Origin of the sequence: Aeromonas veronii (assembly GCA_041319085.1) — a bacterium.
In the GTDB taxonomy this organism is placed as follows: Bacteria; Pseudomonadota; Gammaproteobacteria; order Enterobacterales; family Aeromonadaceae; genus Aeromonas; species Aeromonas veronii_F.
The window spans coordinates 1,199,318-1,213,399 of sequence record CP101033.1; the positions used below are offsets into that span (position 1 = coordinate 1,199,318).

Here is a 14,082-nt window from a genome sequence, read left to right on the forward strand (position 1 = left end):
ATTAGGTGTATTTATTGAGTACAAGGATACCAAGCAGATGAACGTGGTGGAGATTCAAAGGGAGCAGGTAAAGGGATAAGGCAGAGAACGTTGCCACTCTATTCTGCGGCTTACCAGAAGCTTATTCAGGTGACCGATTGATGGACTTTCAGAATAAAATACCCTTCGCAATTAAGACCGAGACCGGTGCAATTGTCTCGGTCGATGATGTTGAAAGAGGACTTGCAGCCGGTTGTCATTGTCCCAGTTGTAAAGGATTGCTCGTTGCCAGAAAAGGTGAGCAAAACCGCCACTGCTTTGCTCATTACCGTGACAGCAAGGAAAAATGCATCTACGCCTTTGAAACCAGTGTGCGGTTGATGCTGCTCTCTAAGCTGGAAAGTGTAGTGAAGCTCAATACCCCTGCCCATTACACCTCGTTTGATGGGGTCAAGGAACTGGTTGCTAAGGCCCATGCTGATATAGGCGTTCAATTTGTTCCGCAAGCAGAGACCCATGGTGTTCCGGCAGGGCTATTTCAGTTGATGTCCCGACCAGACTTTCACCTTGCCCTACACTTTCCTGCCGCGCACGAGCCTGTAGGGTTGTACCCGCTGTGGCTGGGGCGATTCATTGCCAAACACCCTAAAACAGGCGTTTTGGCTGTTTGTTATAGCCAATTTGGCGACCGGATGTTCGATAAGTCTCGCCCGGCAGGGATGGACACAACGACTTTGATGCTGACGATTCTCAGCGAAAATCCCAACTGCCTACATTGGCTCTATCACCCACGCGAGGAGATGGCGCTGATCGCCCTGGAGCAGCTTGCCGAACAGCGACGGCAAGAAGCAGAGGAGAAAGCCAGACAGCAGCAACTAAAACAAGAACAACTGGAGGAAGCTCGGCGTCAGTATGAGGCAAAGCAAAGGATGCAACGCGAGCACCAAGCGGCGATTACGGCTCAGATGAGATTGGCTGAACAGGAGCGTGCCGCCCAGAGAGCACGGGACTATGCCGCACGGGCTGCGCAAGACAGCGACAAGACCAGCAATGGGGGGCAGTATCCACGATCTACGCCGACCGCGTGTCGTAATTGCCAACTACAGCACCAACGCCTTGATGCTGACGGCTACTGCTATCGCGAGGTTTGCATCAGATCTCGTGCGAAACGAATAGCAAGAGCAGAAAAGGCAGAAGCGTCTACACGGTATTCCTACGCCAGCATGCGAGGTGGCGCAAATGTAAACCTCACTCCCCAGAAACAGACCAACCCCGTTGCCAGTCCGCAACCCGTGAGCGACACGCAACGCCAGTGGTATTCCTCTATCAAACCGGGTTCCTGCCCTCACTGCGGGGGAGATAGAGGCAACGGCCCGAATGGCTGGTGGTGTGAGATATGTAAATAACCTTTGGATTTGACCGAATAGATTCAGACGTTTTTCCCGCTTAGGGGGGAATATGACTGTGTCGAAATTCTTGATATGATCGGAACTCATTGAGTCTCTTCGGTGCGCATCAATAATATCGAATTAGTATCTCCAAGCATTCATACCGCAAAGGTAATAAAAAAGAGATGCTGTTATCAGCATCTCTTTGGGGGCAGTTGGAGTTGCAATCTATTTCTGCAACATTGGAGTGGCTTGTGCAAGCAAGTCTGCAGTTGCGAGCAGCTCTTGCTTGGTGGCACAACGTTGCCCATTTTGAGCTCGCTGGTTAGCTAAGAGGCTTAACGCTTCTGGGTTGTCGATCAAGTAGTTAATTAGCTCTAGGGGGGTCATTCCCTGAGAATTGCGCTGCCGTGCGAGTTTGGGGGATAGATGTAGTAAGCGCCTGACGGCATGCAAATTGGCAGTCCAACTCGCTGTGTGCAGTGGTGATTGCCCATCATCCGTGAGATTGTCTCGCTTGCAGGGGTGATCGAGGAGTACATCCACACAACTATCTACCCCAGACTTGATCGCCGAATGTAGAGCAGTCATTCCGCTAATGCTTTGCATTTCTGGATCCGCGCCAGCTTTGAGCATGATGGTTACTAACTCGGTATCTCCTTTCTCAGCCATCAGCATCAAGGGGGATTGCCCTTTAATATCGGGGATATTTAGTTGTTTAGGGCTTTCTTGTGCGAGTTGGCCGATAAACGAGCGCCAATGCGCCAACATGGCTTCGAATCGATGCGTTTCACTTTGCAGCTCGGGTGGAACCATTTGCTTCATCATCGGCATGTTCTGCAGAAACAGAGAGTGCATCTTGAGCAGAGCCATCAATACGGAATTTCCATCGACATCAGGCAGGCTAGATTTCAACAATGAACAATTGGCGTTGATCCACTTTTGCAATCCTCCTTGCTCGCCAGCTTTGAACAATGGCAGCAGGTCGTTAAGCAACTTATCCATCGTACTTTGCATGCTGCGTACTTCGGCCTCAGTACCAGGATAGGGTTTATACAGCTCCTCCCAAAAGTAATCTGATGACCAGCGTGCAATATCCTCGATAGATGGAACCGTATCGCACTCGGCCATCATTCCTCCGGCCAGCATCTCCCGATAGTACTTTTCGTGGTTATTGGTGATTAGTTTCTGGTTGGCAACTTCTAAGGCCAGACCATCCCTCGCGATCTCCCCACGTAAAGGACCATAATTACGTTCCAAAGCAGCGTCCAGCGCCTCTCTGAATAATTTGGTTGCCCCTTCAAAATCATTACTGGCCAGCAGGTGTTTGGCTTTGTATTGCAAAATGGGTGCTTTCCATAACTCATATCCTGAGCTGGCTTCAGCTTCATCGAGTAGAACTTGTACCTTGGTTTTTGTGTCTTTTGGCCTTTGTTTGCGATCACTATTCAGGTAGCCCTCCAGCCCGAACAGAATTGTTTGGATGGTTTCGGCTGGTGTTGCTGCTATCTCATGCAAACGCTGGATAGCGGCCTCTTTGGCTCGTGGAGTTAGGGATGGATGCTGCGCGACCTGACTGACTACCGAATATCGATGCTCGGTCTGCAAGGCGCGCCAAGGTGATGAGGTTCTCATCCGGTCAATCAACCGATAGATAGCTTGTGTCTCATCAGCATGAGCCTTGAGGAGTTCCAACTTTTTCCGAATGATGGGTTCAGCGGATGCTGCGTCGAGTGCAAAGTGATCTTCAAGCATCGCCCCAGGTTGCAAATGGTAGAAATAACGAGTCAATAACTGAGCGAGTTCTAGGTTTGCAGTTTCACGACGAGAAGGAAGGATTGAAAGGAATATGCCTTGTTTGTCCCATTCAGGCAGATGTGCTTCGAACCACGCATTTTCAGCTGCTTCACCCTGCTCCCCGCAATATCGGTATGCATCGATAGTTAGGTTGTAGATAGCCTTATAGATGGCGAATAGTTGAAGCAATTTATTTTGCTGGGGATCAGCACACAACTTGTCAACATCGGGAAATAGGTATTTGAGTAGCCGTACATAACCATCCTGTACCGTCCGAGCAAGTAACAAGCGTTGACGGATAATTTTTGGTAAAGGTGCTGCATAACGCTCAGCGATGCATTTCACGAAGGTGGCTTGCTCGTCTTCATCAGCCTGCCCGTCCAGAATTGACTCTATGCGACCAGGTTGAGTCATGGGGATTTCCCATCGTAGCTTGTCGGCAGTCAGCCCCTTTTTTTCCAAAAAAATAATAGCGTTACTAAATTGTGCAGAAGGGCTGTCATCATTGTGGAGTGATATCGCTCCATCAAAACGTAGTTTTGTCTCGTCGGAGAAGTACTTTTCGATGCTTTCTGGACGAATTGTGGTTCCACTACGCCAGTTATATAAGGATCGGCGTAGGCCATCATTGCCATCCTCGATCAATTCACTATGTTGCTCTGCGAACGCCTCCAGAGGCATACCCAGCAGGTCCAACAGCCAATCGACCACTTGGGCAACCGGCATATATAGACTTGGTTTGCCATGTACCTTGCAGGGCTCAGGAAGATACCAAAAACGCCCACCCGGCATACCTCTGTCTAGCACTGGTTCAAGGTTCCAAAAACCCATCCGGCGGGCCAGAATCGGCATATAAAAATGTGTCAACAACGCCCAGAGAACCTGGCGTTGATCTGCTGCGAATGTCCAAGTATTGAGCTCGAGAAACTTATAGGCATGCACAAATTCCATGAAGTTGTCGAGTGCATCTGATTGTGCAAGCGGGTCGAGCCCTAGTGCCCTGAAGATATCGTCAAAGACTTCTTCGCCCATATTTTTGTGAGCTTTAAGACTTATCTGACCAGTCGAAAACTTGGTTTTCTTGGTTGTCGGATAGCTTTGGCAGCCAAGGCTTTGATGAATTTCCAGCAAGATAGCTTCGGGTAGTGGCAAGGTGCTCATGTTGTGTCTCATCCTGAGGTTGTCTGATGTCTCGACCATTCTGGCAATGTTTATCCATCGGATCACTGAAATGCCCTGTACCCCCCCTCACAGGCCTTAAAACTGGGGGGATACAAGGTGTTTCATATCGTTTAAGCCAATCCATAGGCACCCTTTGCGTATTCTTGACCAAAGAGAGCCTAATCATGTCACTACCCGTTCAAATCGTTATCAATTGGCACTTAACGGAAGCCTGTAACTATCGTTGCCATTACTGTTATGCGACTTGGTATAAAACAATTTGCCAGCGAGAGTTGATCCGAGATCCACAACGAACAGCTAGGTTCCTGGCCGAGCTGTACCATTTCTTTCGACCGGAGAACCGTGCAAACCCATTAGCTGGCCAATTAGAATGGCGTTCAATACGGCTCAATCTGGCGGGTGGGGAGCCATTGTTGCATGCAGGCAAACTTCCATCCATCGTCACCCAAGCACGAGACCTCGGCTTCGAGGTCTCGTTAATAACTAACGGTAGCTATCTCAACGATGGGCTGCTAAACAGCCTCGCACTACAACTGACTTGGCTCGGTATCAGCATTGATTCAGCATCCGCCGCAAACAATCACGCAATTGGACGAGTTGATCGCCTTGGTCGACAACTTGACTTGAATGAGTTGGTCGCCAGTCTGGATATGGCTCGCCAGCTAAACCCAGATCTGCGTATCAAGCTTAATACAGTGGTTAACCAGCTTAATCACCACGAAGATCTCGGTGCTCTGATCGTGAGGCTTGCACCTGATAAGTGGAAAGTCCTACGCATGTTGCCTGTGGTGAGTCAGCACCTAGCTGTTAATGACGAACAGTTTGCCTCGTTTGTCTCTCGTCATAATCCTTTCTCTCAAATCCTTTGTATCGAGGACAACCTAGACATGCATGAGTCATATCTGATGGTTGATCCATACGGGCGCTTTTTTCAGAACACACCTCTGTTGCCTGCTGCTGGTCAGGGTTATACCTACAGTCGGCCAATCCTCGAGGTTGGGGCAGGGATGGCCTTTAGCGAAATGAGCTTTGACCATAAGCGATTTTGCGCACGCTATATCCAGACCAATACGGATGTGGGCGTATGAAGTACTGTACAAATAAAGATATCGATCAGTTGATCCGCCAACTGATTCGTCAGAGGTGGGTCTTTCAAAATGGTGGTAAACATGGGCGGCTGACCAGCCCTGATGGGCTGCTGACTTTGACAGTGAGCAGGTCACCCAGCGACAGCCGTTGCTTGTATAATCTACGGCGAGATTTGCGTAAGGGTATTTTATCTGTAGCGAATATGCGTGTTTTATAGGTATATCCTGCGGCCGTATGATGTTTGAGCTGGTGAATGTAGCTCTACCTCGCCACCGGCAGGTCCTCCCAGCGGGTGGTGTAACAGGGGCTCAGGTGCTCTTGTCGCATCATCCACTCAGGCGACCCCGTGCCTTGGCTGGCAAAGCCTACACGCCCCAATCCCTTGGCTTTGATCTGGTCCATCACGGCCATCAGCGCATCCGATTGAGCAGAGGACGGGGCAAACAGGTCGGCCTGTTGTTGCCCCTTGGGGGTGAACTCACTCAGCATGACGCCCCCCTTCTGATAGCGGTAACCGTCGCGCCAAATCTGCGGTAGCAGCACGTTCACTTGCTGCAGCAACAACCGGGTATCATCGCTAGGGCAGACCAGCCGGACGCCAGCCTGCTCACTGTAGTAAGGGGCTCGTTCGTCAAAGGGGCTGGTTCGCACGAACAGGTGCACCCGCTGGCAACACATCCCCTCGGCCCGCAGCTTCTCGGCTGCGCGAGCCATAAAGCCTGACAACGCTTGGGCCATTTCTCCACGGTCAGTCACGCGCTCACCAAAGGAACGGCTCGAGAGGATCTGCTGCTTCGCAGCCGGTTCAACGGTCAGCTCTGCGCAAGGCAGGCCACGCAGCTCCTGTACGATCCGCTCGACCACCACGCCGTATTGGGCGCGTAACCCTTTGGCGTCGCTAGCCACCAGGTCAGCCACGGTGTTGATGCCTTGTGCCACCAACTTAGCGCCCAAGCGCCGTCCTATGCCCCACACCTCGTCCACCGGGGTGATAGCCATCAGCCGGGCACGGCGCAGCTCGTCACGCAAGTCCACAACGCCGCCCGTGGCAGGCCACTTCTTGGCTGCATAGTTGGCCAGCTTGGCGAGGGTCTTGGTGGGGCCGATCCCGACCCCTACCGTGAGGCCGGTCCACTGCCACACTCGCTGCCGGATCTGTTGTCCATAGGCTGTCAGGTCCCCGGCAAACGACTCCGACAACGCCATAAACGCTTCATCGATGGAGTAGACCTCAAGCTCAGGGGCCATGGTCTCCAACGTGCTCATCACCCTGCCAGACATATCGCCGTAGAGCGCGTAGTTGGAGCTGAATGCCACCCCGCCATGCGCCTCGAACTGCTCGCGGATCTTGAAGTAGGGCCCGGTCATCTCGATGCCCATCGCCTTGGCTTCGGGGCTGCGCGACACCACGCATCCATCGTTGTTGGAGAGCACCACGATCGGGCGGCCACGCAGCTCAGGGCGAAACAGCCGCTCACAGCTGGCGTAGAAGTTGTTTACATCAACGAGCGCTATAGCCATCACGCTGCCTCAGATTGCCAATCACATGGGTGACCACTCCGAACAACTCCAGGGAGAGGCTCATACAAGGGTCGATAGGCGCGAACGCCGGATTGGCTGGCAACAGCCGCAACCTCGGCTTGAGCTGCAAGGTCTTTACCGTGAAGCAGCCATCGAGTAGTGCAATCACCACATCACCATGGCGCGGGGTCAGGCTCTTATCGACCACCAGCAAGTCACCGGGAAAGATGCCGACCCCGGTCATGCTCTCCCCCTCGGCACGCAGATAGAAGGTTGCGGCAGGGTGCGCCACGCAGTGGGTGTTGAGGTCCAACTTCCCTTCCAGATAGTCGCTGGCTGGGCTGGGAAAGCCGCAAGAGGCGCGGTGCAAGAACAGCGGGATGGTCACCTCGGCGGGTGATGGGTCTGGGGTTAACAGCTTCATGGTAACAATGCCTGTGTTTATATACAGGCATTATAGCGCACCACCTTTGAACCAGCGCAAGTCCCGCATGCCACAGATGGCTTGCTATGGCGCCAACAAATAACAAAGAGGTCAGTATGAGTCACAATCTGTGTGCCCTACCGAAAGAGCAGCAAGAACGGGTCGAGGTCGAGAAGGCCGCCGCATATGCGGTATGGAAAGAGCGCAACGGCCACTTGGCCAGCGCAGAAAGCGAAGCAAGCCCGCATAAGTGTGAGCTGAGCAGCTACTTTCTTGAGCAAGTAAGTAGGTACAAACGGGGCTAGGCTTCCTGCGTTCACGCCCTTATTTTGGGGACATCCTAAATTCCTTAACTTTCGCGCAAATCCGGGCTCTGGAGTTTGAAGATACGACCCAGGGCCTGCAACTCGCCCCGGTTTTCCAGCACGTATCCTGATCATTGTTGTCTATCTATCCCCTGGTCATTTCTCGATGCTGATTGAGATTTTATGGTAAATTTGGCTAAATTCTGCAATCTCAATCCATCCTTGATATAGGATCCGCCATGGCAGACTCTGAAGGCGAAATTCTCACTCTCGAAGAAGTTGCCGCATATCTTAAAGCAGGCAAGCGTAAGGTCTATCGACTGGCGCAGGAGGGGATAATACCGGCCTTCAAGCTTGGTGGCAGCTGGCGCTTCCGCCGTGCTGAATTAGACAACTGGATTGCCGCCAGTATCGGGAACCCACATAAACAAGGTAAAAGCTGATGCCACTTTTTATTGCCATGCATTGCACATCACAACAAACAGGGGGTTGCAGTGTCTCGACTTACTGACCTACTCGCTAAGGTCAAGGCCAAGGACTCACTGCTGGGTACTGATTTGGAGCGCGAATTCAAGGCGCTGTCCTCCCGGTTACCGTTTGGTCTGAACTTTGAACGCCACAGTCCGGAAGCGGTTGAATTGCCACTGCGCCCTATCCGCAAGGGCGACAAAGTGCGCGTGCTGCCTGAGCGTGGCTCGGTCAAAAAAGGCGATCAGCGTCTTTGGCTGGTGAAGGCCATTCACAAGACCAAAAAAAGTGCTGATTTGGAACTACTGAATGCGGCAGAGCCCGTACTGCAATCGGTGCAGCTGTCCGAGCTGATTGTGGTCGCTGAATTTCGCGACACGATTTATCCGGGCCTTGTTAGCACCGGCAAGGTAACGTGCGGCGACAACAACAAGCCCTTTCACACCGTAATCAACGGCGAAAACTACCACGTGCTGAAGGCCCTGACCTACACGCATCGCGGCAAGGTGGACGCTATCTATATTGACCCGCCCTATAACACTGGTGCGAAGGACTGGAAATACAACAACGATTACGTCGAGGGTGACGATTTGTATCGCCACAGCAAATGGTTGGCGATGATGGAGCGGCGATTACTAGTGGCGAAGGAACTGCTGAATCCTGCAGATTCTGTCCTTATCGCGACTATCGATGAGAAGGAATACCTGCGGCTAGGCTTGTTACTGGAGCAAATATACGAGGGCGCCAAAATTGAAATGGTCTCTTCAGTCATCAATCCAAAAGGAACGGGTAGATCCGGAGATTTTGCTCGAACGAACGAGTTCCTTTTTTTTGTACGATTTGGAGATGCAAAAGTAGGTGGCATGCTTGATGATACAGATGTAGGGGCCGAAGTCGGATGGGAGACTATGCGGCGACGTAATCTTGCTTCTGTTCGCGGCAGAAAGGGAAAAGGTGCTTGTGGGCCAAATCAATTTTTCCCCATCTTTGTTGATGCTAAGACGGGGGCGATAGTGGGGCGTGGTGACCCATTGCCACCTGAAACCTTGCGTGACACAATTGTTCCACCTAAAGGGGCCATAGCTGTATTTCCTGTTCGTCCTGATGGAACAGAAATGAACTGGGAATACACTGATTCAGCTTTTGATAATTGGTGGCCAAAGGGTTTTATCCGTGCAAACGGTAGAAAAGATCAGCCACAGGCTTACATTATTCAGCATCTACCGAATAAGGCCAGAAAGGAAATTGCCGCCGGCACGGCCGTGATCGAGAAAAGACGTGAAGACGGTTCTGTAATTGCAAAGTATGTTAACGCGACTTTGAAACACGTGACAACTCAGTGGGAATTCACGTCGCACAGTGCCGAGCATGGAGGAACGGGAATTCTGAAATCCCTTATCCCAGAACGCAGGTTTCCATTTCCCAAGTCTTTGTACGCTGTGGAAGATTCCCTTCGTTTTTTTGTAGGCGACAAACCTAATGCCATTATCCTCGACTTTTTCTCCGGTTCAGGCACAACGGCCCATGCAGTGATGCGGCTGAACAAGCAGGACGGTGGATGCCGTCAATGCATATCAGTCACGAATAACGAAGTCGCGGCAGCCGAGCAAAAGGAGCTACGCGAGGAGGGGCTGCGTCCTGGTGATCCTGATTGGGAAAAACATGGTATCTGCGACTACATAACCAAGCCACGCGTGGCGGCTGCCATTACCGGCAAGACGCCAGCCGGCGAGCCGATCAAGGGCGATTACAAGTTCACCGACGAATTCCCAATGGCCGATGGTTTCGAGGAAAATGCGGAGTTTTTCACTCTGACCTACGAGGCTAAGAGCGCGGTCAACCACAACCTAGCGTATGCGCGCATCGCGCCCATACTGTGGCTGCGGGCGGGTGCACAAGGCAGGCGCATCGAGAAATTGCCCGTCGAAGGTTGGGCGGTTGTCGATACTTATGGGCTATTGACCGAGGTGGATCAGGCCACGCCCTTCATCCATGCAGTCTGCGCGGCCAACGGTTTGCGCATTGCTTACATCGTCACCGACGATGACCGGCGCTTTCAGGCCATAACCAAACGCCTGCCTACTGGCATTGAGGCTGTGCGCATGTATGAATCCTACCTGTCCAATTTCAGCTTCGCGAACGGGGAATAAAGATGAAATTCACCCTCAAGGACTATCAACGTGACGCAGTGCGCGATGCATTAATCAACATCAGAGATGCGCAGGATGACTGGCGTCGTAAATCGCGCAAGAGTGCGTTCTCTCTAACCGCTATTACGGGGGCGGGGAAGACCGTAATGGCTGCTGCCGCTTTCGAAGCTCTGTTTCACGGCGATGACGAGTTTGAATTCGATGCTGATCCTGGCGCGGTGGTGATTTGGTTCAGCGATGATCCGGCACTGAATGAGCAAACGCGCTTCCGCTTGATGGAAGCCAGCGACCGCATCAACCACACCGATCTTGTGGTGGTGGAAAATACCTTCAACCGCCCACGGTTTGAGGCCGGAAAAATTTATTTTCTCAACACGCAAAAGTTGGGTAAAAACAGCTTGCTGGTGCGGGGGCATGACCAAGAAGAGCTAGAAGCTAAGGCTGGGCCTCTGTTTCCAGAAACCCGACCAGATCTTCGTGCTTACACCATCTGGGACACGATCCAAAACACAATTGAAGACCCTGAACTTACTTTGTATCTGGTGCTGGACGAGGCTCATCGCGGCATGGGCAATGCAACAGTCAATGAAAAAGGCACAATCGTGCAACGCCTGATCAATGGCTTTGGCAGTGTGCCGGGCATCCCAGTGGTATGGGGGATTTCGGCAACAGTGGAGCGTTTCAACAATGCTATCGAGTTTGCGGGTAAGCACATCAAACTGCCGAATGTCGTTGTGGATGCGGTGAAGGTGCAGGAATCCGGCCTGATCAAAGATACCATACTGCTAGACATTCCCACTGAGACTGGCGACTTCGACACAGTGCTGGTACGACGTGCTACAGACAAGCTGAAGGAGTCCGCTATCGCCTGGCACGAATACGCCAAGCAACAGGAGGAATCTCGCGCGGTGGTGCCGCTGATGGTTCTGCAGGTACCCAATACGCCAGACCCCAACGAGATAGGGCGGGCTCTGGACACGATTTTTGATCGCTACCCAGAGTTGCCTGCTGCCAGTGTGGCGCACGTTTTTGGGGATCATACCACCCAACAATTCGGGAGCCACAATGTACCTTACATCGAACCGCAACGGGTGCAGGACTCCACATGGGTGCGTGTGCTGATCGCTAAGGATGCCATCAGTACTGGTTGGGATTGTCCACGTGCAGAAGTAATGGTGTCTTTCCGTGCCGCCTGTGACCGTACCCACATCACCCAATTGCTCGGCCGAATGGTCCGTTCACCATTGGCTCGGCGCATTCCAGGCAATGACCGACTGAATGCGGTTGATTGCTTGCTCCCGAAGTTCAACCGCAATACGGTTGAAGAAGTGGTCGATACCTTGATGCAAGGCGATGAGTCGGCACCACCCACTGGACGCATTTTGATCGATTATGTGGAAGTCAAGCCACATCCCGAGGCCAACGCCTCTGTGTGGGCAGCTTTTGAGTTATTGCCGTCTCAGACTCGGCCACAGCGTGGTGCGAAACCGGCAAAGCGCCTTACCGCGTTGGCTCACGAATTAGCATCCGACGGTATTCTGGTTGGTGCAGGCAGGTTGGCCCATGGCTTGATGCACAAAGCACTAGATGAGTTCCAGGAGTCTCAGAAAGAGAAGATCGAGGCTAAGCGCAAGTCTGTGCTGACTGTGGATGGTAAGACGGTTATTGCCGACATGAAGGGCAAGGAAAAAACCTTAGATCAGTTTTGGGAAGACGCCGACGTCGCAGTGATCGATGACGCCTACCGGCGTGCTACGCGCATTTTCAGCCCGGACATTGCGAAAACATATGTTGAGCATTTGGCCCGACAGGTCCCTGACCTAGACAAGGATCCAGAGGAATTCCTTGAGGCTATTGTCGAGGCCCGTGTCACTGTCGCAGGCCTTGGTCTGGTCACTGAGATTCAACTCTATTTCGATGCAGCAGCCGACAGTCTTGCGAAAGATTGGCTGGCAAAATACGCACCGCAGATCAAGGCCCTCTCGGACGACCGCAAGGAGTCTTATCGGCAGATTATCGAGATGAGCACCGAGCCGCAGAGTGTGGATTTGGCAAAGCCTGAATCTCGCTATGAAGCTACCAAGGCGCGGGAGAACGACAAGGAAATTGCCTTCCCGACCTGGAAAAACCATCTGCTGTCTGACAAAGATGGCAAGTATCCAGCCGAGCTGAATGAATGGGAACGCACAGTTGTCGAAGCGGAATCCAAGCGCACTGGCTTCCGGTTCTGGTATCGTAACCCGCAGCAACCAGGACAGTCCTCATTGGGTATTGCTTATCGTGAACGCAAGGATGAGCCTTTCAAGATCGTTCGTCCAGACTTCATCTTTTTTGCAGAGCAAGATGGCAAGATCGTGGTGGATTTGGTCGATCCACACGGGCTTCATCTGGCCGATGCATTGCCAAAGTTGCAAGGATTGGCTGGGTACGCTAATGAACACCCTGACGCTTACCGCCGTATTGAAGCGGTGGCTGAAGCAAGCGGCAAACTGCGTGTGCTTGATTTGACTCGCCCAGATGTTCGGCAAGCAGTGTTATCTTCAACGAGCGCAAAGAGCTTGTTCGAAGGTCTATTGGCTAATGACTATGTGTGATACGAAGGCCATTGAAGCCAATTTGGTACGACAGGATGTCAGCCTGTAACGAGCGATAAAGGAAACTGTAGCTTGCTCAATTTCAACAACGTGGAATATGAAGAGTAAGTAAAAGAATGAAGGCCGGAATATCCGGCCTTCTTCACATCCAGTGCTTTGGGATGACGAGTTCAAAAGAGCGTGCCGCGTAGTGCAGCATGGCGAGGATCTCCTTATGGCGAGCACTATCAATTAATTGGCCTGTCTTACGCCGCTCCAGCATGTCTTGTAGCTCAGGCAGGGAAAACATGCCAAGACGATGGAAGTTGCCCCAGGTTGGCTGGCCAAACAGGTTGTAGATCACCACAGTGCTATCCCGTTCACTGGCCAGTCGTTTTTCACCGAGGATCTTGGTCAGCGCCGCTTCGGCTTCCTCTTTGTCATCGTAGGTATTTAGCAGTTTCATCGTCGGACATTCTGGTAGAAATTAAGCGGCAGAGTTTAGCAAAAATGGTGATTGAACCACAGCGAGGGTGATTAACCCAACCCCCCCTGTCCGCAAGCGGCACTATTCCCTCTGTGGCAACCACTAGATGATCCAGGAGCCGGATATCGACCAGCTCTAGCACGCTCTGCAATCGGTGGGTTATTTCGATATCTGCCTGGCTGGGTTCCGGGTATCCCGACGGGTGGTTATGCACCAGCATCAGGGCGGCTGCATTGTGGTGCAGTGCCCGCTTGACGACATCGCGTGGGTAGACGGTCGCAGCGGACAGGGTGCCAAGGAACAGCTCCTCGTAGGCCAGGATCCGGTGTTGGTTATCGAGGAACAGTGCCGCAAACACTTCGCGATCCCGTGTTTGCAGCAGTCCTTGCAGGGCTTGATGGGCCAAGTTTTTATCGGTGATGGCAACGCCCTTGGCGAGTTTCTTGCGGGCAACAGCTTGGGCTATGGTGAGCAGGTCGTCGTCGGTGACAAGGTCAGTTACCCGATAGGTACCGGGGATCTCCCCGGCGATCAGTTTGTGATGCAACATGATGGTGCTCCATACGCCATCGCCCCACCGCGTGGGATGCGGCAGGGTAGGCGAGGTAGTTGGTTAATGGGTTACTGAATGGGGGTGACCGCTGGCTTGGTTGGCGGTGTTCTGGCCGCCAGGGTGAGCGGGGTGTAGTCGTGCAGCGGAATGTGGTAACTGGTGGCGA

10 protein-coding genes and 1 pseudogene are annotated in these 14,082 nt (G+C 52.4%); 6 read left to right on the forward strand and 5 right to left on the reverse strand.

What is annotated here, in order from left to right:
• Window positions 1-140: 140 nt before the first annotated feature.
• Window positions 141-1,385: a hypothetical protein gene (locus NMD14_05900; protein XEI33943.1), complete on the forward strand. Its 1,245-nt coding sequence runs from the start codon at window positions 141-143 to the stop codon at window positions 1,383-1,385.
• Window positions 1,386-1,595: 210 nt separating this feature from the next.
• Here NMD14_05900 and NMD14_05905 read toward each other — a convergent pair whose 3' ends face one another.
• Window positions 1,596-4,325 (reverse strand): ankyrin repeat domain-containing protein, encoded by a 2,730-nt coding sequence (locus NMD14_05905; GenBank protein ID XEI33944.1) that lies wholly within the window; start codon window positions 4,323-4,325, stop codon window positions 1,596-1,598.
• A gap of 185 nt (window positions 4,326-4,510) precedes the next feature.
• On the opposite strand from NMD14_05905, the gene NMD14_05910 reads away from it, so the two are divergent.
• Window positions 4,511-5,434, forward strand: a complete 924-nt coding sequence (locus NMD14_05910) for a viperin family antiviral radical SAM protein (protein XEI33945.1) — start codon at window positions 4,511-4,513, stop codon at window positions 5,432-5,434.
• A 262-nt stretch (window positions 5,435-5,696) separates the two neighbouring features.
• On the opposite strand, the gene umuC is transcribed toward NMD14_05910, so the two are convergent.
• Both umuC and umuD read right to left on the reverse strand, forming a co-directional pair.
• Window positions 5,697-6,956 carry a translesion error-prone DNA polymerase V subunit UmuC gene (gene umuC, locus NMD14_05915; protein XEI33946.1) on the reverse strand — a complete coding sequence of 420 codons (1,260 nt, stop codon included), beginning with the start codon at window positions 6,954-6,956 and terminating at the stop codon, window positions 5,697-5,699.
• The gene (gene umuD / locus NMD14_05920) at window positions 6,937-7,380 is read right to left on the reverse strand and encodes a translesion error-prone DNA polymerase V autoproteolytic subunit (protein XEI33947.1); all 444 of its coding nucleotides are present in this window, start codon (window positions 7,378-7,380) and stop codon (window positions 6,937-6,939) included. The genes umuC and umuD overlap by 20 nt, the downstream gene beginning before the upstream one ends.
• Before the next feature lie 116 nt (window positions 7,381-7,496).
• Here umuD and NMD14_05925 point away from each other — a divergent pair, with 116 nt between their 5' ends.
• The 4 genes from NMD14_05925 (at window position 7,497) to NMD14_05940 (ending at window position 12,897) form a co-directional block, all read left to right on the forward strand.
• Window positions 7,497-7,685: a DNA polymerase III subunit theta gene (locus NMD14_05925; GenBank protein XEI33948.1), complete on the forward strand. Its 189-nt coding sequence runs from the start codon at window positions 7,497-7,499 to the stop codon at window positions 7,683-7,685.
• A gap of 239 nt (window positions 7,686-7,924) precedes the next feature.
• The gene (locus NMD14_05930) at window positions 7,925-8,128 is read left to right on the forward strand and encodes a helix-turn-helix domain-containing protein (protein XEI33949.1); all 204 of its coding nucleotides are present in this window, start codon (window positions 7,925-7,927) and stop codon (window positions 8,126-8,128) included.
• A gap of 51 nt (window positions 8,129-8,179) precedes the next feature.
• Window positions 8,180-10,303 (forward strand): DNA methyltransferase, encoded by a 2,124-nt coding sequence (locus NMD14_05935; GenBank protein XEI33950.1) that lies wholly within the window; start codon window positions 8,180-8,182, stop codon window positions 10,301-10,303.
• A 2-nt stretch (window positions 10,304-10,305) separates the two neighbouring features.
• Window positions 10,306-12,897, forward strand: coding sequence for a DEAD/DEAH box helicase family protein (locus tag NMD14_05940; GenBank protein XEI33951.1), 2,592 nt, complete (start codon window positions 10,306-10,308; stop codon window positions 12,895-12,897).
• Window positions 12,898-13,039: 142 nt separating this feature from the next.
• On the opposite strand, the gene NMD14_05945 is transcribed toward NMD14_05940, so the two are convergent.
• Together NMD14_05945 and radC are read right to left on the reverse strand one after the other, a co-directional pair.
• Window positions 13,040-13,342, reverse strand: a complete 303-nt coding sequence (locus NMD14_05945; protein XEI33952.1) for a hypothetical protein — start codon at window positions 13,340-13,342, stop codon at window positions 13,040-13,042.
• Between the two features lie 82 nt (window positions 13,343-13,424).
• Window positions 13,425-13,913, reverse strand: a pseudogene (radC, locus tag NMD14_05950) (DNA repair protein RadC).
• Window positions 13,914-14,082 lie beyond the last annotated feature (169 nt).

Coding starts and splice junctions, on each gene's coding strand:
- NMD14_05900 (XEI33943.1), top strand. CDS start 141: ATGGACTTTCAGAATAAAATACCCTTCGCAATTAAGACCGAGACCGGT.
- NMD14_05945 (XEI33952.1), bottom strand. CDS start 13,342: ATGAAACTGCTAAATACCTACGATGACAAAGAGGAAGCCGAAGCGGCG.
- NMD14_05925 (XEI33948.1), top strand. CDS start 7,497: ATGAGTCACAATCTGTGTGCCCTACCGAAAGAGCAGCAAGAACGGGTC.
- umuD (XEI33947.1), bottom strand. CDS start 7,380: ATGAAGCTGTTAACCCCAGACCCATCACCCGCCGAGGTGACCATCCCG.
- umuC (XEI33946.1), bottom strand. CDS start 6,956: ATGGCTATAGCGCTCGTTGATGTAAACAACTTCTACGCCAGCTGTGAG.
- NMD14_05930 (XEI33949.1), top strand. CDS start 7,925: ATGGCAGACTCTGAAGGCGAAATTCTCACTCTCGAAGAAGTTGCCGCA.
- NMD14_05940 (XEI33951.1), top strand. CDS start 10,306: ATGAAATTCACCCTCAAGGACTATCAACGTGACGCAGTGCGCGATGCA.
- NMD14_05910 (XEI33945.1), top strand. CDS start 4,511: ATGTCACTACCCGTTCAAATCGTTATCAATTGGCACTTAACGGAAGCC.
- NMD14_05905 (XEI33944.1), bottom strand. CDS start 4,325: ATGAGCACCTTGCCACTACCCGAAGCTATCTTGCTGGAAATTCATCAA.